Raw genomic sequence first — 26,041 nt, 5'->3', positions numbered from 1 at the left:
GTATGCACGCTCGAACAGCCGAGCCGACCGTTTCCTCCAACTCTCCCCGGGGGTAGGCCCGGTGGTCTAGATTGAGCGCAGCCGACCGGATTCGGCGTGCTTCGGCGACGCGGAATCCAGTCGGAGCAGGGTAGTTGGGGTACATACGGGTACGGCGGCTTGGGGGTACAGGCCGCCTGCCCGTGGCCGGACCGGTGCGAGGGGTGCCGGGCGGCCGGGGGGCGGAAGTACGTCGCAACACGTAGGGCATCGGTCGTGGGGGGCCATCACCGTTGGGCAGGTCACGCACGGGTCGCGCATGCGCCCCGGCGCCGGCCGTCGGCGGCACCCCCTTCCTTCGCACGCGTCCCGGCCATGGGTTGTCGATACGCCCGCGGGCGTGCGCGGAAGGAAAGTGGAACGCTGTGAAGGAATCCGAGAAGGAAACCGAGAAGGACGTCGTGAAGGGTGCGGCGCGCGAGGTCGCATCCGCAGGTGTGTGGCCGACCAAGCCGTTAGGTGTCGCCGTCATCGGAGCGGGCTACTGGGGCCCCAATCTCGTCCGCAACTTCCAGGCCAGTCCGGGGTTCCGGCTCCGCTGGCTCTGTGATCTGAACGTCGACCGGGCGCGTCAGGTGCTCGGTGGCTACTCCACGGTCCAGGCGACCTCCGACTACGCGGCCGTGCTGGCCGACCCGGCCGTCGACGCGGTCGCCGTGGCCACCCCGGCCGGCACCCACCTCGACGTCGCGCTGGCCGCGCTGCGGGCCGGCAAGCACGTCCTCGTCGAGAAGCCCCTCGCCGCCACGTACGAGGACGGCCTGAAGCTGGTGACCGAGGCCGAGGAACGCGGCCTCACCCTCATGTGCGACCACACCTACTGCTACACCCCGGCCGTGGCCCGCATCCGCGACATGGTCCGCTCCGGCGAACTCGGCGAGATCCAGTTCGTGGACTCGGTCAGGATCAACCTGGGGCTCGTCCAGAAGGACATCGACGTCCTGTGGGACCTGGCCCCCCACGACCTCTCGGTCCTCGACTTCATCCTCCCGGACAACATCCGCCCCGTCGCCGTCGCCGCCCACGGGGCGGACCCGATCGGGGCCGGCCAGTCCTGCGTCGCCTATCTGACGCTCACGCTCAACACCGGCGCCATCGCCCACGTGCACGTCAACTGGCTGTCCCCGGTGAAGGTCCGCACGACGATGGTCGGCGGCTCCAAGCGCACCCTGGTGTGGGACGACCTCAACCCCACGCAGCGCGTCGCGGTCTTCGACCGCGGCGTGGACATGACCACCCCGCAGGAGATCGGCGCGGACGAGCGCCGCGACATGCTCGTCTCCTACCGGACCGGCGACATGGTGGCGCCCGCGATCGGCGAGAAGGAGGCCCTGCGCAGCATGGTCGAGGAGTTCGCCGCCGCCGTACGGACGCGGCGCCCGGCGCTGACCGACGGCTGGGCCGGCCTCCAGGTGCTCGACATCCTCGAAGCCGCCTCCCGGAGCCTGGAATTCCGCGGCGCCGTCGTCGGACTGCGCACCGGCCGCTGACAGTCGGCGCGGGACTTTCACGGAACCGCTTCCCGCAGCACCTCGCCCGGCGCGCACGCCGCGCCGGGCGCACCAGCACGAAACACCATGACCGACTCAGTAGGGGCAGGGCGTTGAGCAGCGTACGAGGCAAGAGGATTCTGGTCACCGGCGGGGCGGGCACGATCGGCTCGCACGTGGTCGACCTGCTGGTGGACAACGGGGCGCGCGAGGTCGTCGTCCTCGACAACTTCGTGCGGGGGCGCGCCGCCAACCTGGCCCGCGCACTCAAGAGCGGCGCGGTGGACGTCGTCGAGGGCGACATCCGCGACCGGGAGACCGTACGCAAGGCGACCGAGGGGGCCGAGCTGGTCTTCCACCTCGCCGCCATCCGGATCACCCAGTGCGCGGAGGAGCCGCGGCTGGCCAACGAGGTCCTGGTCGACGGCACGTTCAACGTGCTGGAGGCGGCGGTGGCCGCCGGGGTGGGCAAGGTGATCGCCTCTTCCTCCGCCTCGGTCTACGGGCTCGCGGAGACCTTCCCGACCACCGAGCGCCACCACCCGTACAACAACGACACCTTCTACGGGGCCGCGAAGGCCTTCAACGAGGGGATGCTGCGCAGCTTCCACGCCATGTACGGGCTGGACTACGTCGCGCTGCGCTACTTCAACGTCTACGGGCCCCGGATGGACATCCACGGGCTGTACACCGAGGTGCTGATCCGCTGGATGGAGCGGATCACCGCGGGCGAGCCGCCGCTGATCCTCGGCGACGGTACCCAGACCATGGACTTCGCCGACGTACGCGACATCGCGCGGGCCAACCTCCTGGCCGCCGAATCGGATCTGACCGACGAGGTGTTCAACGTCGCGAGCGGCTCCGAGACCAGCCTGCGCGACCTGGCCGTCGGACTGCTGGAGGCCATGGGCGCGCAGGGGATGGTGCCGGAGCACGGACCGGCCCGCGCCGTGAACGGGGTCACCCGGCGTCTCGCGGACACCTCGCAGGCCTCGGGGCGGCTCGGCTTCACCGCCGAGATCGACATGCGCCGCGGGCTGCGCGACCTGGTGGAGTGGTGGCGGGCCGAGCGCGCCGCCGACGCCACGGCCGCCGACGCCACGGCCGCCCAGGCCGCGGCCGGGGAGGCCGGCCGATGAGCGCCGGGACCGCGCCCGCCCCGAACGCCGCCCCCGCCCGGATCCCCGTCATGATCCCCTGGCTCGGCGAGGAGGAGGCGCAGGCCGCCGCCGAGGCGGTGCTCTCCGGCTGGGTCGCCCAGGGTCCCCGGGTCGCCGCCTTCGAGCGGGCCTTCGCCGAGCGGGTGGGCGCCGAGCACGGCATCGCCGTGAGTTCGTGCACCACCGCCCTGCACCTGGCGCTGATCGCACTGGAGCTCGGCCCCGGCGACGAGGTGATCGTGCCGTCGCTGTCCTTCATCGCCACCGCCAACGCGGTGCGCTACGTGGGCGCGCACCCGGTTTTCGCGGACGTCGAGGAGGCCACCGGGAACCTCACCCCCGAGACCGTGGACGCCGTACGCACCCCGCGTACGAAGGCGGTCCTGGCCGTCCACCAGGGCGGGGTGCCGGCGGACGTGCACGCCCTGCGCGCGGCCTGCGCCGACTGGGGCGTCCCGCTGGTGGAGGACGCGGCCTGCGGGATCGGCGCGACCGTCGGCGGCAAGTCGGTCGGCCAGGGCGCCCTGCTCGCCGCCTGGTCCTTCCACCCCCGCAAGGTGATCACCACCGGCGAGGGCGGCATGGTGACCACGGACGACGCCGAGTGGGCCGAGCGCCTGCGCCGGCTGCGCGAGCACGGCATGAACGTGTCCGCCGCGCAGCGGCACGCGAGCAGCAAGCCGATCGCCGAGGCCTATCTGGAGGTCGGCTACAACTACCGGATGACCGACATCCAGGCCGCGGTCGGCCTCGTGCAGCTCGGCAAGCTGGACGAGATCGTGTCCCGCCGCCGCGAACTGGCGGCCCGGTACGCGCAGTTGCTCGCCGGCATCCCGGGCCTGCGGCCGGTCCGCGACCCCGGTCACGGCGAGGGCAACTTCCAGTCGTACTGGGTGCTGCTGACCGAGGAGTTCCCGGTCGGCCGGGACGAGCTGCTCGCCGTGCTGGCCGAGGCCGGGATCTCGGCCCGGCGCGGGATCATGGCCTCGCACCTGGAACCGGCCTACGCCGGGCACGGGGCGGCGCCGCTGCCGGTGACCGAGCGGATCAGCCGCGATTCGCTGATCCTGCCGCTGTTCCACACCATGACGCGGGACCAGCAGGACCGGGTGGTCGCGGTGCTGCGCGGACGGGCGGGCGGATGACCGGCCCGGCCGGTCCCGCCGACCAGGTCACCCGGGACCTCCTGATCGTCGGCGCGGGCGGCTTCGCCCGCGAGACCGCCCAGGCGGTACGGGACACGGCCGCCGCCGACCGGGAGCGCGGCCGCGCCCCGCGCTGGCGGCTCGCCGGGCACCTCGACGACGACCCCGCCCTGCACGGCCGCGAGGTCGACGGGGTGCCGGTGCTGGGCGGCGGCGAGCTGGTGCACCGGCGCCCGGAGGCCGCGGTCGTGGTCTGCGTCGGCAGCCCGCGCGACTACGCGGTACGGGCCCGCATCGTGCGGCGCCTGGCCCTGTCCGAGAGCCGGTACGCGACCGTGGTCCACCCCACGGCCGCGGTCTCGGCCACCTCGGTGCTCGGCCCGGGCTCGGTACTGCTGGCGCACTGCGTGCTGACCGCGGCCGTACGGGTGGGGGCCCATGTGGCGGTGATGCCGCACACCGTCCTCACCCACGACGACACGGTCGGGGACTTCGCGACCCTCGCCTCGGGCGTCCGCCTCGGCGGCGGGGTCCGGCTGGGGCGCGGGGCGTACGTGGGCGCGGGCGCCCTCGTACGGGAGAACACCACGGTCGGCGCCTGGTCGCTGACCGGTATGGGAAGCACGGTCCTGGCCGATGTGCCGCCCGGCGAGGTGTGGGCCGGAAGCCCCGCCCGCCGGCTGCGCGCGGCGGGGGGCCCGGCCCTCGACGAGCTGCGCGCCGACGGCGAGGAGACCGGCCGGGGGCCGGGGACACGGACGGGTCCCGAGACGGACATGAGCACGGAAACACGGATGGGGAGCACAGTCGGATGAACCAGATACCTCTCGTGGACCTGAAGGCGGCGCACGCCGAGGTCGCGCAGGAATTACGCGCGGGCTTCGACCGGGTGCTGGCCGACACCGCCTTCATCGGCGGTGAGGAGGTCCGCGCCTTCGAGCGCGAGTACGCCGCCTTCGCCGGTGTCGGCCACTGCGTCGGCGTGGCCAACGGCACGGACGCCCTCGAACTCGCCCTGCGCGCCAGCGGGGTGGGCGTCGGTGACGAGGTGGTGCTGCCCGCCAACACGTTCATCGCCACGGCCGGGGCCGTCGCCCGGATCGGCGCCCGGCCGGTCCTGGTCGACTGCCTCCCCGACAGCCTGCTGATGGACCCGCAGGCCGCGCTCGACGCGGTCGGCAAGGCCACGCGCGCCGTGGTCCCGGTCCACCTGTACGGGCAGTGCGCCCCCGCGGCGGAGCTGGCCGCGCAACTGCCCTCGTACGCCAAGGTCGTCGAGGACGCCGCGCAGAGCCAGGGGGCGAGCCGCGAGGGCCGTACCCCCGGCAGCGGCGCGATCGCCGCCACCAGCTTCTACCCGGGCAAGAACCTCGGCGCGTACGGGGACGCGGGCGCGGTGGTGACCGACGACGAGGAGCGGGCCGACCTCGTACGGGCCCTTGCCAACCACGGCGGCATCGCCAAGTACCGGCACGACGTGGCCGGGTTCAACAGCCGGCTGGACGGCCTCCAGGCCGTGGTGCTGCGGGCCAAACTGGCCCGCCTCGCCGACGGCAACGCGGCCCGCCGCGCCGCCGCCGCCCGCTACGACGGGATGCTGGCCGATCTGGCGGCCGCCGGACGCGTGACCCTGCCGGTCACGGCGGAGGGCAACGTCCACGTATGGCACCTGTACGTCGTGCGGGTCAGTGGTGCCGACCGCGACGCCGTCGTCGGCAAGCTCAACGCGGAGGGCATCGGCGCGGGCGTGCACTACCCGGCTCCGGTCCACCTCACCCCCGCCTTCGCCCATCTCGGCCACGGCCGCGGGGACTTCCCGCAGGCCGAGCAGGCCGCGGACCGGATGCTCTCGCTCCCGCTCTTCCCGCAGATCACCGCCGCCCAACAGCAGCGGGTCGTGGACGCGCTCACCGACGCGCTGCGCTGACGCCCAGCGCCGCGCCGACGCACAAAAAAGAGGTACAGATGAACAGACGGACAAGGTTGCTCCGGTACGGCCTCTTCACCGTGGTCGCCGCCCTGATGGCCACGGTCTTACCTCCGTCCTCGGTGGCGGGTGCGGTGGACCCCTGCGGTCCCGGCACGAACGCGATCGTGTGCGAGAACTCCAAACCGGGCACGCCGATGTCCGACTGGTTCTCGCCCAGCGCCTACGGAGACATCAAGGGCTTCAGCGCCCAGATGAGCGTCCAGGCGGGCGAGAGCGTGCAGTTCAAGGTGCAGTCGTCGACCCCGTACCGGGTGTCGGTCTACCGGCTGGGCCACTACGGGGGTGACGGGGCCCGCCTGATGTCGACCGCGGCGCAGGCGGCCCAGACTTACCCGGCGAACTTCGCACCCGGCGGGAACCCGCGCAGCTGCACCACCAAGGCCGCCACCGGACTGGTGGACTGCGGCAACTGGCCCGTCACCGCGACGTGGACCGTGCCGGCCGACGCCGTGTCCGGTCTGTACATCGCCAACCTCGACCAGGCGGACGGCAACGGGGTGATGCCGTACCCGTTCGTCGTCCGCAACGACGCCGGCCACTCCGACATCGTCGTACAGACCAGTGACCAGACCTGGCAGGCGTACAACAACTACGGCGGACAGGACCTGTACGACGGCGGGGGCCCCGCGCCCGACGGCCGCGCGTACGAGGTCAGCTACAACCGGCCGATGGACATCGGCGGCGAGAACGGGATCTACGGGTCCGAGTACCAGATGATCTCGTGGCTGGAGCGCAACGGGTACGACGTGAGCTACATGTCAGGCATCGACATGTCGACACGCGGTGCGACCCAGCTCAGGAACCACAAGGTCTTCATGTCATCGGGCCACGACGAGTACTGGACCCAGGACCAGTTCACCAACGCGCTCAACGCGCGCCGCGCCGGGCTCCACCAGACGTACTTCAGCGGCAACGAGGTCTTCTGGAAGACCCGGCTCGCGCCCAGCATCGACGGCGCGGCCACGGCCAACCGGACCCTGGTCTGCTACAAGGAGACCAAGCTCTCCTTCCCCCAGCCCAACGGCATCCCGGACCCGAGTGGGACCTGGACGGGTACCTTCATGGACCCGGCCAGCTCCACGAACGGACGGCCGTACCAGCCGCAGAACCAGCTGACCGGCTCGCTGTTCAGCGTGAACGGCTACCGCAGCGACGCGATCACCGTGCCCGGCGCGTTCGCCAAGATGCGGCTGTGGCGGAACACGACCGTCGCGAACCTGACCCCCTCCCAGACCGCCACCTTCCCGACCGGCACGCTCGGATACGAGTGGGACAGCGACGTGGAGGACGCGGCCCGGCCGCCCGGGCAGATCGCGATGTCCTCCACCACGGTCGACATCAACGACGGCAAGCTCCGGCTCGACTACGGCAACACGTACGGGAACGGCACCGCGACGCACAGCCTGGTCGCCTTCCGCGACCCGGCCTCGCAGGCCCTGGTCTTCGGCGCGGGCACCGTGCAGTGGTCCTGGGGACTGACCAACATGCCGACGGGCAACCCCGACGACACGGTGGTCACCGAGGACAAGCGGATGCAGCAGGCCACGGTGAACGTGTTCGCCGACATGGGCGTCCAGCCCAAGTCCCTGCAGACCAACCTGGTCGCGGCGACCGCCTCCACCGACACCGCGGGACCGGCCATCACGGTGACCAGCCCGGCGGCAGGCGCCACGGTGCCCGCACTGCGCCCGGTGACCATCACCGGCACCGCGACCGACAGCGGAGGCGGCGTGGTGGCCCGCGTGGAGGTCTCCACCGACGGCGGCACCACCTGGAAGGCGGCCACCGGCGTCGGCTCCTGGAACTACAAGTGGACCCCGACCGCCCCCGGACCCGTCCAGATCAAGGTCCGCGCGGTGGACGACAGCGTCAACATCGGCGCCACCACCACCGTGCCGCTGACCGTGGGACCCCAGCAGTGCCCCTGCACCGTCTGGCCGGCCGCCGCCGTACCGGGCACCGTCAACGCCGGTGACGGCAGCGCCGTCGAACTCGGCGTGAAGATCCGCTCCTCGGCACCCGGCTCCATCACGGGCGTCCGCTTCTACAAGTCCCCGGCCAACACCGGAACCCACACCGGCAGCCTGTGGAGCAGCTCGGGCCAGCGCCTGGCCACCGGCACCTTCACCAACGAGACCGCGTCCGGCTGGCAGCAGCTGAACTTCGCCTCGCCGGTCCCGGTCAAGGCCAACACCACCTACATCGCCTCCTACTTCGCCCCCAACGGCGGGTACTCCTTCGACAACACCTTCGCCTCCGCCGACGCGGGCCTCGCCCCGCTGACCGCGCTGCGCAGCGGCACCGACGGAGGCAACGGCGTGTACCGGTACAGCGGCACGGGCGGGTTCCCGTCCACGGCCGCCTCCGGCAGCAACTACTGGGTCGACGCGGTCCTGGACACCTCCAGCGCGAGCACCAACCCGCCCGCCGTCACCTCGATCACCCCGCAGTCCGCGGCGACCGGCACCGCGATCACCGCCGCGGTCAAGGCCACCTTCAGCGAGGGCATCGACTCCGACACCCTCGCCTTCACCCTCAAGGACCCGGGGGGCGCCACCGTCCCGGGCAGCAAGGTCCTCACCGCCTCCAACAGCGCCACCTTCACCCCGTCCACCGAGCTGGTGCTGAACACCACGTACACGGCCTCGGTGCAGGCCGCCGACCTGTGGGGCAACACCATGGCCGCGCCGGTCTCCTGGACCTTCACCACCAGCGCGAGCCCGCCCACGGTCAACTGCCCCTGCACCCTGTGGACATCCACCACCGAACCGAGCACCGCCAACGTCGGCGACGACACCAACTCCGTCGAGCTGGGCACCCGCTTCCAGTCCGCCGTCAGCGGCTACGTCACCGGCATCACCTTCTACAAGGGCCCCGGGAACACCGGCGCGCACACCGGCAGCCTGTGGTCGGCCACCGGAACCCTCCTCGCCACCGGCACCTTCGGCAGCGAGACCCTGTCCGGCTGGCAGCAGCTCCACTTCGCCACCCCGGTACCCATCACCGCTGGCACCAGCTACGTGGCCTCCTACCACGCGCCGAACGGCAAGTACTCCGTGGACGGCGGCTACTTCACGGCCGCGCACCGCTCCTACCCGCTGGTCGCCCCGGCCGACGGCAGCGGCGGGGCCAACGGCCTCTACAAGTACGGAGCTTCCACGGCCTTCCCCACCAACACCTTCGGCTCCGTGAACTACTGGGTCGGCCCGGTCTTCACCACCACGGCTCCGAGCGGCCTCGCGGCGGAGGGCTCGACGGAGGTGAGCGGCCAGTGAGCACCGTCAGCGTCGTGATCCCCTGCTACAAGTACGGCCACTTCCTGGCCGACTGCGTCAAGAGCGTCCTGGACGAACAGCCGGGCGTCGACGTCCGGGTGCTGATCATCGACGACGCCTCGCCCGACGACTCCGCGGACGTCGCCCGGGCACTGGCGGCTGCCGACCCGCGCATCGAGGTCCGGGTCCACGAGCAGAACCAGGGCCACATCGCCACCTACAACGAGGGCCTGCTGGAGTGGGCCGACGGGGACTACGTGGCCCTGCTGTCGGCCGACGACCGGCTGGTCCCCGGAGCCCTGGTGCGCGCGGCGGCCCTGCTCGACGCCCACCCCGAGGCCGGATTCGCCTACGGCAGGCCGCTCCGGTTCCGGCACGGAGGGCCGCTGCCGGCGGCCCGCACCCGCAGCACCGGCTCGGTGGTCTACCCCGGCCAGTGGTGGCTGGAGCGGCGGTTCAGGGAGGGCACGGGGTGCATCACCTCGCCCGAGGTGGTCGTCCGCACCAGCCTCCAGCGCAAGGTCGGAGGCTACGACCCGCAGCTCCCGCACGCCGGCGACATCGAGATGTGGATGCGGCTCGCGGCGCACGCCGACGTGGGCTACGTGCGCGGGGCCGACCAGGCCTTCTACCGCGTCCACGGCGACAACATGTCCACCACGGACTTCGGCGGGCAGCTCGACGACCTTCGCCAGCGCCTCGTCGCCTTCGACTCGGTCCTGGAGAAGTGCGCCGGCCTGCTCCCCGAGGCCGGCCGGCTCTCCACCCTGGCGCGGACCCGGCTCGCCCGGTACGCGCTGCGGCGCGCCTACCGCGCGTACGACCGCGGGCGCACCGGGGTCGTACCGGTCGAGGAGCTCGAGGCGTTCGCCGCCGAGTGCCTGCCGCAGTACACCGGGCTCCCCGAGTACCGGGCGCTGCGCAGGCGGCGGCGGATCGGGTCCCGCGTGATGCCGTACCTGCAGCCGCTGGTGCTCTCGGCGGTCGCCGACCGCGGGCGCGAGTGGCTCTGGTGGCAGTCCTGGAAGCGCCGAGGGATTTGATGATTCAGCAGCACCACATGCACGAGCAGCACCACCTGCACCGCGGCCCCCGTAGTGGGGGCCGGACGGCCCGGGGGCCCGCTTCCTCAGCGGGCCCCCGCGGCCACGGGGACCCGGCTCTGTGCCTCGTCCTCGTTCACCGGACCGGCGTCGGCGCCCTCGCGCCGGCGCCGGTTCCGGCGCGTCACGAGCTGATCGGTCCACAGTGCGGCGGCCACCCCGCAGACCCCGGCCAGCAGCGCCGCCCCGGCCAGTCCGCGGCTCTTGGTCCCCGTCTGCGCCACCGCCGTCGGCGGCACGAGGAGGGTGACGCTCATCCGCGCCTTCTCCGGGATCTGCTGCTCGGCCTGCATGGCCGTGATGCGCTTCGTGTACGCCTCGACGACTTTGAGCACGGCCAGGTTGGCGGCGGCGGGATCCGCGTGCTCCGCCTGCACCTGGAGCGAGGGGATCAGATAGCGCGGGGTGACGCTGGTGCCGCTGTTGCGCGGCATCAGCCGGTACGTGCCGGCCACCCCCGCGGCGCGCAACTCCGCGGCACCGGCGGGGGATTCGATGTGCTGCACCGCCGCGTACGACACGGCGGCCAGCGGGGGCTGGAGATTGGCGAGCTGATTGGGCTGGCTGCCGGTCACCGGCGGCTTGAGCACGACGATCGCCGAGCTCACATAGGTCTGGGTGGGGCGGAGCACCTGCAGGGCCCCGGCAGCCGCGAGCGCCGCCACCAGGATCAGGACGTACCAGCGGCGGCGAAGCGTGCGGAACAACTCACCAGGCGACACAGGATTCCTTCCGTCGCGTTCGATCTTTCCAGGACGCCGGTCCGCCCGCCATCGGTTCCGGCAGGCGCGAGGGGGCATTCGTGAGCATCGGTGAGATGGTCGCCGTGCTGCGGCGCCGCTGGTACGTGATGGTGCCCCTGACGGTGATCGGGCTCCTCGCGGGGATGCACCTGTACCGCTCGGTGCCCGTGGCGTACCAGTCGCAGAGCTCGGTGGCACTGCTCGACTCCACGGCGGTGGCCGAACTGGCACCGGCCTTCGGCAACCCCATCTCGAACGCGGGCGGTTCGCTGGTCGTCACCGCCGACGTGCTGATCAGGACCCTGTCCGGGGCCGACGCGGCACGCGACCTGCAGGGCCTCGGAGTGAGCGACCCGTACACGGTCGGCTTCGCCGCGAACACCTCGGGCCCGATGCTCACGCTGACCGTCACGGGCACCGACCGGGCGAAGGTGCTCAAGGAGACCAGTACGCTCACCACCTTCGCCGGCGAGCAGCTCAACGCGCTCCAGGCGGCGGCCAAGGTGCAGCCCGCGTACTTCGTCCAGACGGCCCCCGTGGTGCTGCCGCAGATCCCGGTGCCCCAGCTCAAGAGCCGCTACCAGCAGGTGCTGGCGGTGGTCATCGCCGGTGTGACCGCGGGCTTCACCCTCTCCTTCGTGACCGAGACCCTGCTGGTGGCCCGCCGCCGCAGGCGCGAGGCCGCCGCCGCGGCCGGCGCACCCAAGTCGCGCGCCCGCAGGGGGCTGCCGGGCCGTCGGCCGGACGCCACCGCGCTGCTCAGCGGCTACCTGGGGCTCGCCTTCTTCATTCCCTCGAACCTGACCCTGCCGGGCATGGGAGGCGTGGGCACCCCGGCCAACGTGTACGCCCTGCTCTGCCTGTTCTGGTACCTGGCGACCTGGCTGACCGGCCGGATCCGGCCCGCCCCGGGCACCCGGCTGCCCCGGGTCGCGATGTGGCTGCTCGCCGTCTCCGTGCTGGCCTCGTACCTCTCGGACGCCACCCGGAGCAGCACCCACAAGGAGGTGCTCGGCGCGGACCGCGGCCTGATCGGACTGCTCGTCTGGGTGTCGATCGTGGTGCTGGTCTCCGCCGGCATCCAGGACCGGGCCCGCCTCGACGTCCTGCTGCGACGCGCCGTGGTGATGGGTTCGGTGGTGGCCGCCATCGGCTACTACGACTTCTTCACCGCGACGAACATCGCCGAACACATCAGCATCCCCGGACTCCAGTCCAGCGTCGCGCAGATCACCACGCTCGACCGCGGCGCGTTCACCCGGCCGCGCTCCACCACCGCCCAGCCGCTGGAGTTCGGCGGCATGCTCGCCCTGATGCTGCCCTTCGCCGTCCAGCAGGCCTTCGACCCGGTCCGCGGCCACCTCAGCCGCTGGCGCCGCTGGGGGCCGGTGGCCCTGATGGGCGGAGCGCTGCCGCTGACCGTGTCGCGGACCTCCATCATCGGCGCGCTCATCGTGGTCCTGGTGATGGTGCCGCGCTGGAAGCCGCAGCGCCGCTGGACCGCGATCGGCCTGCTGATGGGCTCGGTGGCCTGCTTCAAGGTCGCCGTACCCGGGCTGATCGGCACCATCACCACCCTCTTCAGTTCCTTCCTGTCGAACTCCGACAGCAGCACCCAGGCCCGTACCGTCAAGTACAGCGCGATCGTCCCCTACCTGGAGGAGCACCCGCTGTTCGGGCGGGGCCTCGGGACCTTCACGCCGGACCTCTACTTCTTCACCGACAACCAGTACATGCTCACCCTGGCGGAGATGGGCCTGCTCGGCCTGCTCGCCCTCCTGGCGCTGTTCCTCACCGGGATCCACCAGGGTGGTGCCATCCGCCGCCTCGCCGCCGACGAGTCCGAACGGGAGCTGGGCCAGGCGTTCTTCGCCTCCGCCCTCGTCGCCCTCGTCAGCAGCGCCACCTTCGACGCCCTCAGCTTCCCGATGTTCGCCGGGATGTTCTTCCTGACGATCGCCGCCGGAGGCAGTTACCTCGGCTTCATCCGGCGCGGCGCGCCGCCGAAGCCCCGAACCGCGGAGTCCCCATGCCCTCCCGTAGCCACCCGGACCGATCTCGCCCGGCCGGTCCCGTAGCCGTCCTCGTCGTCACCTGGAACAGCGCCCGGGTGCTGCCCGAGTTCCTCGCCTCCCTGCCCGAGGGCATGGCCGGGCTCGACTGGCGCCTGGTCGTCGCCGACAACGACTCCGCCGACGACACCGTCGACGTCGTCCGCTCGCTGGCCCCCGGGGCCACGGTCGTCCAGACCGGTCGCAACGCCGGGTACGCGGCCGGGGTGAACGCCGCCCTGGAGGCGGCCGCCGCGTGGGAGGGCGGCTTCCGCGCCGCCCTCGTGTGCAATCCGGACATCCGGATGCGGCGGGGCTGTGCCGCGCTCCTCGTCGACGCGCTCGACGCACCCCTGTCCGGCGGCCGCCGGGTCGGGATCAGCGTGCCGCTGCTGTACGAGGAGGACGGCACCCTCCAGCACTCGCTGCGCCGCGAATCGCGCGTGACGCGGGCCCTGGGAGAGGCGGTGATCGGCAACCGCAGGGCCGGGCGCTTCCCGCGCTGGAGCGAGCTGGTCACCGACGCGGCCGCGTACGAGCGGGCGACCGTCGCCGACTGGGCGACGGGCGCCCTCATGGCCCTGTCCCGGGACTGCCTGGACGCCTGCGGGGCCTGGGACGAAACCTTCTTCCTGTACTCGGAGGAGACCGAGTACTGCCTGCGCGCAGGGGACCGCGGCTTCGCCACCCGCCTCGAACCCGGCGCCTGCGCGGTGCACCTCGGGGGCGACTCCCAGGTCTCGCCCCGTCTGTGGACCCTGCTCACCCTCAACCGGGTACGGCTCTACGGCCGTCGGCACGGGGCGGCGGCGACCGCCGCCTTCCGCGGGGCCGTACTGCTGCGGGAGACCTCGAGGGCAGCGCTCGGGCGGCCGGCGAGTCTGGCGGCGGCGCGGGCCCTGGCCAGCCCGTCCGCGCTGCGCGCCACGCCCGGTCCCTGACCGGTCCCGGGCGACGGCCGGGTCACCCGGTGGGCGTCTGCCCGTCCCAGGCGGTGTAGAAGCTCTCCGGGTTGACCAGGTAGCGGACCGTGGGCCGGGGCACGTGGCGGACCTCGTGGCGGCGCGCATAGCGCCGTACGAGCTCCCAGTCCTCGCGCGGCAGCACCTCGGGCGTACGCCGCAGCCGGCTGAAGTACAGCGACCGGGTGCGGCGCGCCACGAAGGCGTTGGTGTCGAGGAAGGCCTCGTGGGCGGCCCGGCGGCGGTCGAACGGCACCGACAGCACGTCCCGTTCGGAGCCGTCGGGCAGGACCCGGCGCAGCGCGGTGTAGACGGCCTCGGGCCCGCCGGGCGGCTCCAGCACCGCGAGGGCCTGCTCCAAGTGGTCGGGCTCCCACAGGTTGTCGTCGTCCAGGAAGGCCACGTAACGCGAGCGGGTCAGCCGTATCCCCACGTTGCGCACGACTCCGGCCGTGGCCGTGTTGCGGGCCAGCGACACCGCGAACAGCCTCGGATCCTGGGGCAGTTCGCCCAGCCCCGCGCCGTCGTCCACCACGATGACCACCTGGTCGGCGACGCTCTGCGCCAAGGCCGAGCGGACCGCCGCGCGCAGTGCCTCGGGCCGCCGGTGCGTGGCGATCACCGTGGCCACCAGGGCGCTCGGCGGGCTGCCCAGGACGGCGGAGAGCCGGGCGGTCTCGGCATCCTCGAAGCGCCGCAGCCGCACGGCGGAGGGGGCGAGCAGGACCTTGTTCCTGGCCTCGAAGAGCACCAGCCAGCCGAAGGCCCGCTTGAGCAGCTCCCAGGGGGCCCGGGCGATGCGGCGCATGACGTCCTCTCGGTTCGATCGTCGGGGGGCGCGGTGTTCAGGAGGTGGGGCCGGGGACCACGGGCCGGCCGTCGGCCGTACGGTTGCCGCGCCACACGTTCCCGGCGCCGCCCTCGTTCCAGGCGGCGACCAGCCCGTAGGCGCCGGCGTTCGGGTGGTACTCGGCGGAGAACACGTTGTCCGTGACCTGGATGCCGGTCGCGCCCGGGCCGCCGCCGTACAGCGCGTACGCCCCGCCGGCCAGCCAGTTGGCGTCCACGACCACGGAGGAAACGTTGCCGGTGTCCGCGAAGAGCCCGACGGCGGCGCTGGCGCCCTGGTGCACGTCCACGGGGTTCAGGAGGGTGTTGTGGCGGATGGTGAGGCGTCCCTTGTTGCCGCCGCCGCTGATGACGGCATCCGTGTGCTGCCATTCGCCGCCCTGGTTGCGGAACGGGACGATGTCGTGCACGTAGTTGTCGTGGATCTCGCCCTGGCCCATCGAGAGGGCGTTGCCGAACACGGAGACGTCGCACCAGCCGACCTCGATCGAGCTGCCGCCCATGTTGGAGACCGCGTAGTCGACGCCCCCGTTGTCGGGGCCCTTGCCCGGTACGGCGGTGATGGTGGTGTGCAGGACGCGCAGGCCGCTGAAGCCGGGGCGGAGGTTGATCCCCCACCAGTTCGTGGACGTGATCCGGCTGTCGATGACGGTGACGTCATTGGCGTAGACGTCGAGGGAACCGCGGATGTCCCAGCCCTTGATGACCATGCCGTCGGTCTTCACGGACATGTCGCCCGTGTCGTGCCGCTCCAGCGCGATCCGCGGGCCGGTGGTGCGGGAGTCGGGGAATCCGCAGGCACCGGGCGAGGAGCAGGGGCCCCCGGGCCCCGGGCTGGTACCCGTACCGGGCGAGGGTGTGCCGGAGGCCGGCGCCGAAGCGGACGGACTCGGACCGGCGGATGCGGACGGGTCGGCGGAGGGCGGGGCGGAGGACGGGGCGGCGGACGGCGCGGGCCCGGCCGGGGGAGTGGCGCCGGGGCACCGGAGGGCACTGTCCGGGCAGGGCGCGGCCGAGTGCTCGCTCATCCCGGTCCGGTCGGCGTCGTAGAGTGCCAGGACGAGAGCCAGTACGAGCCCGGTCAGCAGCCAGGCCAGGAGGCGCCTGCGGTCGCGTGCCACGGCGGCTACCCCCGCGCCGGGGCCGAGCCGCGCAGGAAGCCGCGGCTCGGCAGGACGCAGGCGACGTAGCAGAGGGTGCCCGCGGCCCCGGTGGCGAGGAGCGCGAGGACCCCGCCGCCCAGCAGCCGCTCCAGGCCGAGGACCACACCGGCCATCACGGCGCCGCCCAGGAACGGCCAGGCGCAGGCCCGTGCCACGGTCCCCAGGCTGACCCCGCCGCGGTGCAGGGCGAAGAGGAACACCGGCACGACGACGGCGCCGGCGACCAGGACGTGCCCCTGGGCCACCCCCACGATCCCGCCCGCACCGGCGCCGACCACCAGGACCGGGACGAGGATGACGAGCCAGAGTCCCTGCACGCCGATGAGGGAGCGGCGCCGGCCGATGGCCACCAGGCAGTCGTACGCCAGCTCACACCCGATGCGTACGAGCCCCAGCGCCATCAGCCAGGGCAGCGCGGCGGCCGCCGGCAGCCAGCGGTCCCCGTAGACGAGCCCGACGATCGGTGAGGCCAGGGCGGCCAGCAGGACGCACAGCGGGACGGTGCCCGTCATCACCACGCCCAGGGCGCGGCCGAACCCTCCGGCCAGCGCCCCCGGCGAATCGGCCAGCCGGGAGAACCCGGCGAAGGAGACGCGGCGGGCGGCTTCGGAGATGATCCGCACGGGCCAGCCGGAGATGTTGAAGGCGAGCACGTAGAAGCCGAGGGCCAGCTGGTCCAGGGCGGAACCCACCACCATCGTGTCCACGTTGACCACGCCGAGGGCGAGCATGCTGGCCCCGGCGAGCGGGAGCCCGAAGCGGAGCAGTGCCTTCGCCTGCTCCCGGTCCCAGCCGAACTTCAGGGTGCCGGGCGCGGCGAGGCAGCATCCGAGGAGCGCGGCCGCGTTGCCGGCGACGGAGCCCCAGGCGAAGCTCATGGCGCCCCACCCCTGGACGGCCAGCAGCAGGGTCACCCCGGTGCTGAGGACGAAGTTGACGGCGTCGATCGCCATCCGCCTGCCCTGCGCGAACTCGCGGGTGAGGAACCCGGCGGGCACCTGCGACAGACCGTCGAGGACCACGCACACGCACATCACCCGCAGGATCCCGGCGGCCTCGGGGGAGCCGAGTACCCGGGCCACGGCGGGAGCCGCCGCGAACAGCACGGCGTACAGCAGGCAGCTGGAGGCGGCGCTCAGGGTGAGCACGGTCGGGGCGAAGCGGCGCGGATCGCCCTCCCAGCGCACGATGGCGAGGGAGACGCCGAGTTCGTTCGCGGAGAGCAGCACCAGCAGCACCGTCTGGGCGATCCCGTACACGCCCCAGGCCTCGGGACCGAGGAAGAAGCGGGCGAGGATGATGCCGGTGACGAAGTTGCCGAGGCGCATGACCACGGTGTTGACCAGGCTCCACCGGGCGGCGGAGCCGACCTTGCGCCCCAGCGAGGCCGCCTCGGGCGGATTCTCGGCCGGAGCCCGGACACCGGCGTCGGTCCCGGTCACGGCGAGGCCCCGGCGGAAGCGGGGGTGTTACGGGATTCGCCCGCCCCGGGGTCGGCGGCCCCGGGCACCCCGGCGGCCCCGGGGTTCTCGGCGTTCTCGGCGTTCTCGGTCGGCGCGGGCCGGTGCCGACCCGGCTTGTCCGACCTGCGGCGCCGCGCCTCCACGAAGAAGGTGGCCACCAGGCTCAGTACGAAGCCCAGCGCCCCCGCCATGATCAGGTACTGGAGCCGGGTCTTGGTCTGCGCCTCCGGCTTCTGGGGCGGGACGATCGTGGCCATGCGGATCATGGCCTCGGGAGTCACCGACTGCTGGGCCTGGAACTCCGTCAGCCGCTTCTCGGCGTAGGCGGTGAAGACCTGGTCCGACTTCAGGACGGCGGCCGGATCGGTTCCGGTGACGCTCAGCCACATGAAGGGCCCCTGCGCGTTGTCGGCGATCTTCGCCTCGTACTCCCCCGTGACGCCCTGGGCCTTGAGGTCGGCCCGGGAGTCGTCGGAGTTCAGGTTGCGGGCCAGGCCGTCGGCCATGCCGGTGAGCGAGGCCTGGGTGCTCAGGAAGGGGTTGCCGTCGAAGGCCACCGTGGCCTTCTTCGAGTTCAGGAGCGTCACGGTGCTCTGCGACCGGTACTCCACCGGGACGAGCACGTACACGCCCGCGATGAGCGCGGCCGTGAGCAGCAGTCCGGGCAGCAGCACGTACCAGCGCCTGCGCATGACCCGCCAGATCTCCGCGAGATCCATGGTCTTCCCCCTTGCGGCGGCGTCGTGTCCTCCACGCGCCGCCGCTCTCTTCATGTGCGGATTACGGTTCTTGCTCTTCTCGGGTGGTGCGGTGGTGCGGTGGTGCGTTGTCGCCGGAGCTACGGGGCGAGGTCGGTGGGCCGCAGCCGCGTCCCCGCCGCTCCGCCCTCCAGCAGGACCTGCGCGATGCGCTCGCTCGCGCGGCCGTCCCAGAGTTCGGGGCAGCGCGGCGCCGGCGGATCGTCCAGCACCCGGTTCACCACCGAGGTGACGCGCTCCGGGTCGGTCCCCGCGAGGACGTTGGTGCCCTCCTCGACGGTGATCGGCCGCTCGGTGTTCTCGCGCAGGGTCACGCAGGGCACGCCCAGCGCCGTGGTCTCCTCCTGGACGCCTCCCGAGTCGGTCAGCACCACGCGCGCGGCGTCCTGGAGCGCGATGAAGTCCAGGTACCCGGCGGCCGGAACCATCCGGACCCCGCCGGGGACTCCGATCTCCTCCAGCCGCCGCGCCGCCCGCGGGTGCACGGGCAGCAGCAGCGGGCAGCGGTCGGCGATCTCGCCCAGCGCCTTGAGCAGGCCGCCCAGGGCCGCGGGATCGTCCACGTTGGCCGGCCGGTGCAGGGTGACCAGGCCGTACCCGCCCCGGGTGAGCCCGTACCGGTCCAGGACGTCCGAGGCCCTGGCCCGGTCCAGATTGGCGAGCAGGGTGTCGATCATGACGTTGCCGACGACGTGGATCTGGTCCTCCCGGTACCCCTCCGCCCGCAGGTTCGCGGCCGCGTCGGGGGAAGGGGCCAGCAGGTAGTCGCTGACGCGGTCCGTGGCGACCCGGTTGACCTCTTCGGGCATGCCCCAGTCCCGGCTGCGCAGGCCCGCCTCCACGTGGGCCAGCAGCGGTCCGGCCTTCGCGGTGACCAGGGCGCAGGCCAGCGTGGAGTTGATGTCCCCGACCACCACCACGGCGTCCGGGGCCAGTTCGTCCAGCAGCGGCTCGAAGGCCGCCATCACCCGCCCGGTCTGCTGGGCGTGCGTACCGGATCCGGCGCCCAGGTACCGGTCGGGCGGACGGATGCCCAGATCGCGGAAGAAGACGTCGTTCATGGACTCGTCGTAGTGCTGTCCGGTGTGGACGAGGACCACTTCGGCGCCGCGGCGCTCCAGTGCGTCCATCACCGGTTTGATCTTCATGTAGTTGGGCCGTGCACCGGCCACGCAGATGATCCTGGGCATGGTGTCAGAGCACCTCCACGGTGGGTCCGGAGAGCCGGTTGCGGCAGTCGAGTACGAACGAGGCGTGCTCGGTGACCATGGCGTAGTCGAAAGCGTCGTGGTCGGTGAGCAGGACGACCACGTCGGCCGCCGCCAGCTCCTTGCGGGTCGGTTCGACCCGCACGAGGCGCGAGTCGACTTTGAGGCCCTCCACCACGTGGGGGTCGGCCGCGCGCACCCTCGCGCCCATGTCCAGGAGCAGCTTGGAGACGCGCACCGCGGGCGATTCGCGGGCGTCGCCGGTGTTCTTCTTGTACGCCAGCCCCAGCAGCAGGATCTTCGAGCCGTTGACGGAGCGGCGCTTGGTGTTCAGCGCGTCCATGACGCGGCGCGCCACGTACTCGGGCATGTGGCTGTTGATGTCGTTGGCCAGCTCGACGAAGCGGAAGCTCTGGCCGAGCTCGCGCTGGACCCGCCAGGACAGGTAGGAGGGGTCGATCGGCAGGCAGTGGCCGCCGACCCCGGGGCCGGGGGTGAACTTCATGAAGCCGAAGGGCTTGCTGGAGGCCGCCTCGATGGCCTGCCACACGTCGATGTCGAGGTGGCGGGCGAACATCGCTATCTCGTTGACCAGGGCGATGTTCACGTGCCGGAAGGTGTTCTCCAGCAGCTTCGCCAGCTCGGCCTCCTTGGGCGAGCTCACCGGCACCGTCTTGTCGACGAGGTCCGCGTAGAAGGCCTCGACGGCCTTCAGCGAGCGGGCGTCCACTCCGGAGACGACCTTGGGCGTCTGCTGGAAGCCCCAGACGGTGTTGCCGGGGTCGATGCGCTCGGGGCTGTAGCCGAGGTGGAAGTCGGCTCCGGCGGTGAGGCCCGAGCCGTCCTCCAGGATCGGGCCGAACAGTTCCTCGGTGGTGCCCGGGTAGGTGGTGGACTCGAGGATCACGGTCGCGCCGGGCCGCAGGAAGCGGGCCAGCGTGTGCGCCGACTCCTCGATGTAGCGCAGGTCGGGGGCACCGTCCTGTAACGGGGTCGGCACGGTGACGACCGCGACATCGAAGCCGCCGCAGTCGCGCGCGAGTTCGGTGGCCTGGTACGAGCCCCGCTCCAGCGCCCGGGTCAGCCGTTCGGAGGAGACGTCCTCCACGTACGACTCGCCGGCGGCGAGGCTCTTGACCCGCCGGGCGTCCACGTCGTACCCGATCACCTGGTGTCCGACCTCGGCGGCCCTGATGGCCAGCGGGAGGCCGACGTATCCCTGTCCCACGACGACGACGCGCATCAGTGACTCCTGTTCGCGGAACCGGCAGACGATGTGGCGGGCGGCAGTGCCGACGGCGTACGGCGGATGAGCTCGCGCACCGTCATGAGGAGGAAGGCGGTGTTGGTGGTGAGGTAGCGCTTGCCGAGGCGGCGCGGCTCCTGGAGGGCGCGGTAGAACCATTCGAGGCCCAGGCGCTGCCAGACCGCGGGGGCCCGCTTGGTGATGCCGGCCAGGATGTCGAAGGAGCCGCCGACGCCGTGCACGACGTGGGCGCCGGTGCGCTCGCCGTAGCCGGCGGTGAAGATCTCCTTCTTGGGCGAGGTCATGCCGAGGAAGAGCAGGTGGGCCCCGCTCTCCGCGACGGCGTCGGCGATCGCCGGCTGTTCGGCGTCGTCGAAGTAGCCGTTGCGGCTGCCGGCCACGCGCAGCGCCGGGAAGCGCTCCGCGATCCGGCCGAGCATCAGCTCCAGTACGTCCTGCCGGGCGCCGAGCAGGTAGACGGGTACGCCGGCCGACTCGGCGGCCGCCAGCAGCCGCATGAACAGGTCGATTCCCGCGACCCGTTCGGGCAGCCGGACCCCGAGGACCCGGCCGGCCCACACCACGGCCTGGCCGTCGGCCAGGACGAGGTCGCAGCCGGAGACCGCCGCCGCGAGGCGGGGGTCGCGCCGCATGTTGACCAGCTTGGCGGCGTTGACCATGCCGATCTCGATCTGTTCGCCGCGCTTCACCGCTTCGAGGCAGCGCTGCACCGTCTCGTCCATGGTCAGGGCGTCGAGCGTGACCCCGAAGAGGGTCTGGCGGGTGGGCCGGCTCCGCCGGTCCTGCCGGTTCTGTGGTCGGTTCATCTCCCCTGCCCCCCGAGCCATGCGTGGAGCAGCCAGCCGAACTCGTACGGCCTGCACTCGCGGTCGATCACGTCGGGGCGGAAGACCCGGTCGAGCGGGGCCAGCCGGGCCTGCGGGGCCACCTTGGTGGTGAGCCCGCGGGCGGCGCGGACGGCCTTGGCGGGGTCGCCGCGGTAGACCTTGCGCCAGGTGACCCCGTACTTCTCGACGATCATGGGCTCGCGCGGGGTGCCGTCGGGCCCGCTGATCTCGGGCACGTCCGTCATCCAGCGCAGCCCCCGGCGGATGGCGCCGCCGAAGTCGGTGCCGCCCGCCTCGGCGAGGTCGAACAGCGCGGTCGGCGCCATGGCGTGCTGGTGCACGCTGTAGACGGGGTAGCCCTCCACCACGCCGCCCGTGCGGGCGTCGTAGTGCCACCACCACTGTCCGCCGTCCCCCTGGAGCTCGCAGATCCGGGCGGCACAGGCGTCGGCGGCCGCGAGGGCCTGCGGGTCCGGGCCGCTCGCGTGCAGCCGGGCCAGCGCCTGGAGCGGATAGGTCTGGTCGGCGAAGCAGGCCACGTGCGAGCGGTATCCGGGGACCAGCCCCGGACCGGTGGCGTGCGGGAACAGCGGGCTGCCGGCCTCCTTGGCCGCCAGCAGCCGGTCGCGGGCGACCGCCAGCCGGTCCTCCACGTCCAGCGCGGCACGGGCCGCGGCGAGGGCGGAGAGCACCCAGGCCGCCTCGACCGTGTACTGCGGCCGTCCGGGGACGTCCAGTACGGCCACCCGCTCGAGGGCGTCCGCCAGTTTCGGGTGACCGGTCTCGGCGGCCGCCCAGGCGATGAGCGCCGCGTCGCCGAGGTTCGTCACCGACGGCAGCCGCTCCACCAGCAGACCGGCGTACTCCTCGACGCTGTGGCCGCCGAACAGGGCGCGCTGCCGGTCCTCGGGCAGGAACCGTGCCCCCAGCGCGGTGATGGCCGCGTACCGGGTGCTGGTTCCCCGTGCCTCCATCCGGCGGACGCCGTCGGAGGCGACCGTGCCGGCCCGGGTGAACACGAAGGTGTCGGCGCCCGGCAGGTACATCTCGGGCAGTCCCGCCTCGGCCAGCGCGAGCAGCCGCTCGGCGAGCGCGTGCAGGGACGGGTCCTCGTGGGCCAGTGCTTCTAATCGTGCTGCTCGTGTTGCGGTCACCGGGTCCCCACCCCGGCTTCCCGTGTGCTGCGCGCACTTCGCATGTCCGAGCTGTTCGGCTCCAACACACCTACCCCCTCTGAATCGCTCCTAGGACAGACCCGGCGGTCGTCGTTCGGCGGAGGGGTTCGCGCATGACGGCGCACGTGCCGGCGGTGTGATTCCCCCCGATGGCACGAACCGTCCGAGGCCGCCCACTGGATCCCCCCAGCGATGCCCCGGACCGGAGCACGCGCGAACGGCGGCGCCGGGCGGGCGCGTTGCGCGCCGTCCGGTCGTCACTTGGTCCGCGATGCCCTCGTCGTGTACAACCCCCCACTGAACAAAGCCTGTTGCCTGCTCAGATCCCGTGTACAGGGACAAGGTATGCCCAAGCATGTTCGTTGATTGCGGTTTTGCGGAAATGCCACTGACCTAAATTGCCGACGTGCCGTCAGTTCCGCTTGTCCGGTGTTTCGACCAGCGTTCCGTCCCTCTCCTCGTGCAGCGCGCCGGTGCGCGGGCACTCCCACACGCCGGGCTCGCCCTCGCGTTCCACCAGGCGGACACCGGCCCGCCCGACCCAGCCGATGCGACGCGCCGGTACCCCTGCGACCAGTGCGAAGTCCGGTACGTCCCGGGACACGACGGCGCCGGCCGCGACCAGCGCCCACCGTCCGATCCGCACCCCGGCCACGCACACCGACCGGGCCCCCAGCGAGGCCCCCTCGGCCACCACGACACCGGCGGCCTCCCAGTCGCCGCCGCGCTTCTGCTTGCCGTCCGGGTCGACGGCCCGTGGGTAGAAATCGTTGGTGAGGACGGCGGCCGGGCCGATGAACACCCCGTCGCCGAGAACGGCGGGCTCGTAGACGAGCGCGTAGTTCTGGAGCTTGACGCTGTCGCCGATCCGTACGCCGGGTCCGACGTACGCCCCCCGCCCGACGATGCAGTCGCGCCCGAGCCGCGCGTCCTCCCGGACCTGCGCCAGATCCCAGATCGTGGTCCCGTCCCCGAGCTCGGCGCTCTCGTCGACCTGGGAGGAGGGTTGGATGCGGACACTCACGAAGCGGTCCCCTTACGTTTCGAGGTACTGCCGTACGACGTACGGAGGGAGCATATGCACGGCCCGCCCGGCCCACCCAGGAGTTCAACCGACTGTTCACGCAGTGGACTTGGCGTCCTCAGGAGCCGCCGGGGCGGTGGACGGAGAGGGTGCCGTACGCCGACAGGGCGGTGGCCGGGTCGCCCCCGCCGTCCCGCAAGGTGGCGTCGAGGAAGGCGAGGCTGGCGGCGGCGGTGATCCGCGGGCCCGCCGTCCGGTCCAGGGAGCCGACGAGCGAGGGGAGGGCCGGCAGGTACAACGGGGCGTCGGTGAAGGTGAGGTGGGCGGTCCCGGGGACGGTGAGGCGGTAGGCCGTGGCACTGCTGAGGCCGAGTACGCGGGTGAGGCGGGGGAGGTAGTCCGGGTCGGTGTCCGGGCCGATGGCCTGCGTGAGCGCGAGCACCGGCTGGCGGAAGGGCTGCGGGGACGGGTCGTGGGGGAAGCCGTCCAGGTCGATGACGGCGGCGAACCCCGGGTCCTGGTGGGCGGCTTGGAGGGCAGCGCCGCCGCCGAGCGAGTGGCCGGCCGCCGCGACGCGGGCGGTGTCGAGGCGCCCGGTGAGCGGGCCGGCGATCTCACCGCTGTGGATGCGGCCCAACTGTGCCCGTACGAAGCTCAGATCGGCGGCGCGGACCGCGGTCCAGCCGGCCGCCCGCCTCTCGTCCTCGGCGTCGTCCCCCGTCGCGGAGACCTCCGTACGGATCGCGCGTCCGTCGCCGAGCACGACCGCGGCCGAGTCGTAGGGGTGGTCGAGGCCGATGACCACGTAGCCGTGGCTGGCCAACTCCTCTGCCCAGGACGTGTTCTGGGTGCGCACACCGCCCAGGCCGGGGGAGAACAGCACGACCGGGAACCGGTCTCCGCCGTCGGCGGCGGGCAGCCCGAACGCCGCGTGCGTACGGGCGCGCGGGAGGCCGTCCAGCAGGAACCCGGGAAGGCCGGCGTAGTCCGCGAGGGCTTCGGAGACCGTGCGTGCCTCGGGTTCCGTGCGTCCGAGGTAGGGGGCGCGGCGCGTGCCCGCGGGGGGCTTCCGTGCGGGATACCAGAACTGGGTGACGACCGTACGCCGGTCGTCGGGCGCCGGGGTGGCGCTCTCGGGGCGATCCGGGTCGGTCAGCTCCAGGACACCGGTGCCGACGGCGAACCGGCCCGTCGGCTCGGGGAACACCGGGGTGGGCAGGGCCCACGACGCCACCGGACCCGCGGCGATCAGCGCGAGGCACGCCGCCGTACCGGGCAGTGCCAGCCACCACGGAGCCCTGCGCGCCGTCCGCCGCAGGAGCGGCCCCACGGCGAACGGCAGTGCGACGGCCGCACCGAGCAGCACCGGCACCATCTGCCAGCGCAGCCCGGTCACGCCGAGCACGGCCCCGGACAGTGCGGCCACGACCGCCGCGGCGAGGGTGACCGGGCGTCGGGGGCGGGGCGCGAGCCACCGGGCCGACACCAGCCCGACGGCACCCAGGGTGAGAACGACTTCCCAGAGGGACAACTGCACGTGCGCGTTCATCGCATTCACGTCGCCATGGTCCGGGGCCCACCGCGACCGGGGCGTCCCCCTCGGGGCTGGTGGACCCTGCGACCTGAGTCGCACGCGGGCGGATGCGTTGCCGTGGTCGACGGGGAGTCCGGCTGAGGCGGCTGAGGCGGCTGAGGCGGCCGAGGCGGATAGGGTGCCCCGAGGCCGGCTTGAGGGGGGATCGCGTTGGAGCGGCGGAAGCTGATCGGGATCGGCATCGGGGCGGGGCTGGCGCTCCTGCCCGCCTGGTGGGCCCTGAACCAGGTGACGAGCGAGCCCGAGGGGGACTGGCACACCGACACCGCACCACTGGAGCGGGCCTTCCCGCTGCTGGGCCCGCTCACCGACGCCAAGTGGGTGAGCAGCCGGGACGGCGACGACCGGGGCCTGCCGTCGCCGGAGCTCGTGATCTCGGGCCTCGCCCGCCTGGCACCCGGGAAGCTCGCCGAACTCACGGCGGCCCACACCTTCGTCTCCGAGGGGCCGTCCGGTGACTTCTCCTCGTGGTTCGAGAAGCCGCTGGGAGGCCAGGGTCCGCAGGACCCGCAGTGGATCCGGTCGCACGAGCTCGACCGGGACGGCACCGGCGGCTCCACCAGCCTGTGGTTCGACCGTCGCAGCGACACCGTCCGCTTCCGGGCACGCAACCCGTACGGCCAGTAGGGCGCGCACCGGGTGGACCGGAGGGCGGTATGGCAGCCGGTAAAACACCTGGCAGATCGGGCCGGCCCGGCGTTATGGTCATCGCGATGACCACACAGACCGCTGACGAAACGGGGGTCCTGTCCGCG

General features: G+C 72.6%; 21 protein-coding genes. 10 read left to right on the top strand and 11 right to left on the bottom strand.

Annotated elements, in window-relative coordinates:
• Positions 1-404: 404 nt before the first annotated feature.
• The 7 genes from ACFXGI_RS26815 (at position 405) to ACFXGI_RS26785 (ending at position 10,142) form a co-directional block, all read left to right on the top strand.
• Entirely contained in the window at positions 405-1,529 is a 1,125-nt protein-coding gene (locus ACFXGI_RS26815; protein ID WP_384711609.1) for a Gfo/Idh/MocA family protein, read from the top strand.
• 113 nt (positions 1,530-1,642) lie between these two features.
• The gene (locus ACFXGI_RS26810; protein ID WP_384711606.1) at positions 1,643-2,668 is read left to right on the top strand and encodes an SDR family NAD(P)-dependent oxidoreductase; all 1,026 of its coding nucleotides are present in this window, start codon (positions 1,643-1,645) and stop codon (positions 2,666-2,668) included.
• Positions 2,665-3,834: a DegT/DnrJ/EryC1/StrS family aminotransferase gene (locus tag ACFXGI_RS26805; RefSeq protein ID WP_384711603.1), complete on the top strand. Its 1,170-nt coding sequence runs from the start codon at positions 2,665-2,667 to the stop codon at positions 3,832-3,834. The genes ACFXGI_RS26810 and ACFXGI_RS26805 overlap by 4 nt, the downstream gene beginning before the upstream one ends.
• Positions 3,831-4,649, top strand: coding sequence for a NeuD/PglB/VioB family sugar acetyltransferase (locus ACFXGI_RS26800; RefSeq protein ID WP_384711600.1), 819 nt, complete (start codon positions 3,831-3,833; stop codon positions 4,647-4,649). Before ACFXGI_RS26805 ends, ACFXGI_RS26800 begins: the two co-directional genes overlap by 4 nt.
• Positions 4,646-5,761: a DegT/DnrJ/EryC1/StrS family aminotransferase gene (locus tag ACFXGI_RS26795; RefSeq protein WP_384711597.1), complete on the top strand. Its 1,116-nt coding sequence runs from the start codon at positions 4,646-4,648 to the stop codon at positions 5,759-5,761. Before ACFXGI_RS26800 ends, ACFXGI_RS26795 begins: the two co-directional genes overlap by 4 nt.
• Before the next feature lie 38 nt (positions 5,762-5,799).
• Positions 5,800-9,099 (top strand): DUF4082 domain-containing protein, encoded by a 3,300-nt coding sequence (locus ACFXGI_RS26790; RefSeq protein ID WP_384711595.1) that lies wholly within the window; start codon positions 5,800-5,802, stop codon positions 9,097-9,099.
• On the top strand, positions 9,096-10,142 hold the full coding sequence (locus ACFXGI_RS26785) for a glycosyltransferase (protein ID WP_384711592.1): 1,047 nt from the start codon (positions 9,096-9,098) through the stop codon (positions 10,140-10,142). The genes ACFXGI_RS26790 and ACFXGI_RS26785 overlap by 4 nt, the downstream gene beginning before the upstream one ends.
• Positions 10,143-10,228: 86 nt before the next feature.
• Here the strand turns inward: ACFXGI_RS26785 and ACFXGI_RS26780 are convergent, their stop codons facing one another.
• Positions 10,229-10,909, bottom strand: coding sequence for a hypothetical protein (locus tag ACFXGI_RS26780; protein ID WP_384711590.1), 681 nt, complete (start codon positions 10,907-10,909; stop codon positions 10,229-10,231).
• Positions 10,910-11,004: 95 nt separating this feature from the next.
• On the opposite strand from ACFXGI_RS26780, the gene ACFXGI_RS26775 reads away from it, so the two are divergent.
• A complete protein-coding gene (locus ACFXGI_RS26775) occupies positions 11,005-13,023 on the top strand; it encodes an O-antigen ligase family protein (RefSeq protein WP_384711587.1) in 2,019 nt (672 codons plus the stop codon).
• Positions 12,975-13,937 (top strand): glycosyltransferase, encoded by a 963-nt coding sequence (locus tag ACFXGI_RS26770; RefSeq protein ID WP_384711584.1) that lies wholly within the window; start codon positions 12,975-12,977, stop codon positions 13,935-13,937. Before ACFXGI_RS26775 ends, ACFXGI_RS26770 begins: the two co-directional genes overlap by 49 nt.
• Before the next feature lie 22 nt (positions 13,938-13,959).
• Here ACFXGI_RS26770 and ACFXGI_RS26765 read toward each other — a convergent pair whose 3' ends face one another.
• The 10 genes from ACFXGI_RS26765 to ACFXGI_RS26720 form a co-directional block, all read right to left on the bottom strand.
• Entirely contained in the window at positions 13,960-14,766 is an 807-nt protein-coding gene (locus tag ACFXGI_RS26765; RefSeq protein WP_384711581.1) for a glycosyltransferase family 2 protein, read from the bottom strand.
• 37 nt (positions 14,767-14,803) lie between these two features.
• Positions 14,804-15,928: a hypothetical protein gene (locus tag ACFXGI_RS26760; protein WP_384711578.1), complete on the bottom strand. Its 1,125-nt coding sequence runs from the start codon at positions 15,926-15,928 to the stop codon at positions 14,804-14,806.
• Positions 15,929-15,933: 5 nt separating this feature from the next.
• Complete coding sequence (locus ACFXGI_RS26755) at positions 15,934-17,412, bottom strand: oligosaccharide flippase family protein (protein ID WP_384711575.1); 1,479 nt, start codon at positions 17,410-17,412, stop codon at positions 15,934-15,936.
• Positions 17,409-18,152 carry a chain length determinant protein gene (locus ACFXGI_RS26750; RefSeq protein WP_384711572.1) on the bottom strand — a complete coding sequence of 248 codons (744 nt, stop codon included), beginning with the start codon at positions 18,150-18,152 and terminating at the stop codon, positions 17,409-17,411. Before ACFXGI_RS26750 ends, ACFXGI_RS26755 begins: the two co-directional genes overlap by 4 nt.
• A gap of 119 nt (positions 18,153-18,271) precedes the next feature.
• Complete coding sequence (wecB, locus tag ACFXGI_RS26745; RefSeq protein WP_384711569.1) at positions 18,272-19,381, bottom strand: non-hydrolyzing UDP-N-acetylglucosamine 2-epimerase; 1,110 nt, start codon at positions 19,379-19,381, stop codon at positions 18,272-18,274.
• 4 nt (positions 19,382-19,385) lie between these two features.
• The gene (locus ACFXGI_RS26740) at positions 19,386-20,642 is read right to left on the bottom strand and encodes a nucleotide sugar dehydrogenase (RefSeq protein WP_384711566.1); all 1,257 of its coding nucleotides are present in this window, start codon (positions 20,640-20,642) and stop codon (positions 19,386-19,388) included.
• Positions 20,642-21,472: a WecB/TagA/CpsF family glycosyltransferase gene (locus ACFXGI_RS26735; protein ID WP_384711563.1), complete on the bottom strand. Its 831-nt coding sequence runs from the start codon at positions 21,470-21,472 to the stop codon at positions 20,642-20,644. Before ACFXGI_RS26735 ends, ACFXGI_RS26740 begins: the two co-directional genes overlap by 1 nt.
• Positions 21,469-22,647, bottom strand: a complete 1,179-nt coding sequence (locus tag ACFXGI_RS26730; RefSeq protein WP_384711561.1) for a hypothetical protein — start codon at positions 22,645-22,647, stop codon at positions 21,469-21,471. Before ACFXGI_RS26730 ends, ACFXGI_RS26735 begins: the two co-directional genes overlap by 4 nt.
• Positions 22,648-23,080: 433 nt before the next feature.
• The gene (locus ACFXGI_RS26725; protein WP_384711559.1) at positions 23,081-23,692 is read right to left on the bottom strand and encodes an acyltransferase; all 612 of its coding nucleotides are present in this window, start codon (positions 23,690-23,692) and stop codon (positions 23,081-23,083) included.
• A 118-nt stretch (positions 23,693-23,810) separates the two neighbouring features.
• Positions 23,811-25,241: an alpha/beta hydrolase family protein gene (locus ACFXGI_RS26720; protein WP_384711682.1), complete on the bottom strand. Its 1,431-nt coding sequence runs from the start codon at positions 25,239-25,241 to the stop codon at positions 23,811-23,813.
• Between the two features lie 195 nt (positions 25,242-25,436).
• Here ACFXGI_RS26720 and ACFXGI_RS26715 point away from each other — a divergent pair, with 195 nt between their 5' ends.
• Positions 25,437-25,913, top strand: coding sequence for a hypothetical protein (locus ACFXGI_RS26715; protein ID WP_384711556.1), 477 nt, complete (start codon positions 25,437-25,439; stop codon positions 25,911-25,913).
• Positions 25,914-26,041: the final 128 nt, after the last annotated feature.

It is taken from the genome of Streptomyces sp. NPDC059355 (assembly GCF_042752335.1).
Lineage (GTDB): Bacteria > Actinomycetota > Actinomycetes > Streptomycetales > Streptomycetaceae > Streptomyces.
This window is presented reverse-complemented; position numbering and strand designations above follow the sequence as displayed.

Coding starts and splice junctions, on each gene's coding strand:
- ACFXGI_RS26805 (WP_384711603.1), top strand. CDS start 2,665: ATGAGCGCCGGGACCGCGCCCGCCCCGAACGCCGCCCCCGCCCGGATC.
- ACFXGI_RS26800 (WP_384711600.1), top strand. CDS start 3,831: ATGACCGGCCCGGCCGGTCCCGCCGACCAGGTCACCCGGGACCTCCTG.
- ACFXGI_RS26795 (WP_384711597.1), top strand. CDS start 4,646: ATGAACCAGATACCTCTCGTGGACCTGAAGGCGGCGCACGCCGAGGTC.
- ACFXGI_RS26790 (WP_384711595.1), top strand. CDS start 5,800: ATGAACAGACGGACAAGGTTGCTCCGGTACGGCCTCTTCACCGTGGTC.
- ACFXGI_RS26770 (WP_384711584.1), top strand. CDS start 12,975: ATGCCCTCCCGTAGCCACCCGGACCGATCTCGCCCGGCCGGTCCCGTA.
- ACFXGI_RS26765 (WP_384711581.1), bottom strand. CDS start 14,766: ATGCGCCGCATCGCCCGGGCCCCCTGGGAGCTGCTCAAGCGGGCCTTC.
- ACFXGI_RS26750 (WP_384711572.1), bottom strand. CDS start 18,152: ATGGATCTCGCGGAGATCTGGCGGGTCATGCGCAGGCGCTGGTACGTG.
- wecB (WP_384711569.1), bottom strand. CDS start 19,381: ATGCCCAGGATCATCTGCGTGGCCGGTGCACGGCCCAACTACATGAAG.
- ACFXGI_RS26740 (WP_384711566.1), bottom strand. CDS start 20,642: ATGCGCGTCGTCGTCGTGGGACAGGGATACGTCGGCCTCCCGCTGGCC.
- ACFXGI_RS26735 (WP_384711563.1), bottom strand. CDS start 21,472: ATGAACCGACCACAGAACCGGCAGGACCGGCGGAGCCGGCCCACCCGC.
- ACFXGI_RS26720 (WP_384711682.1), bottom strand. CDS start 25,241: ATGAACGCGCACGTGCAGTTGTCCCTCTGGGAAGTCGTTCTCACCCTG.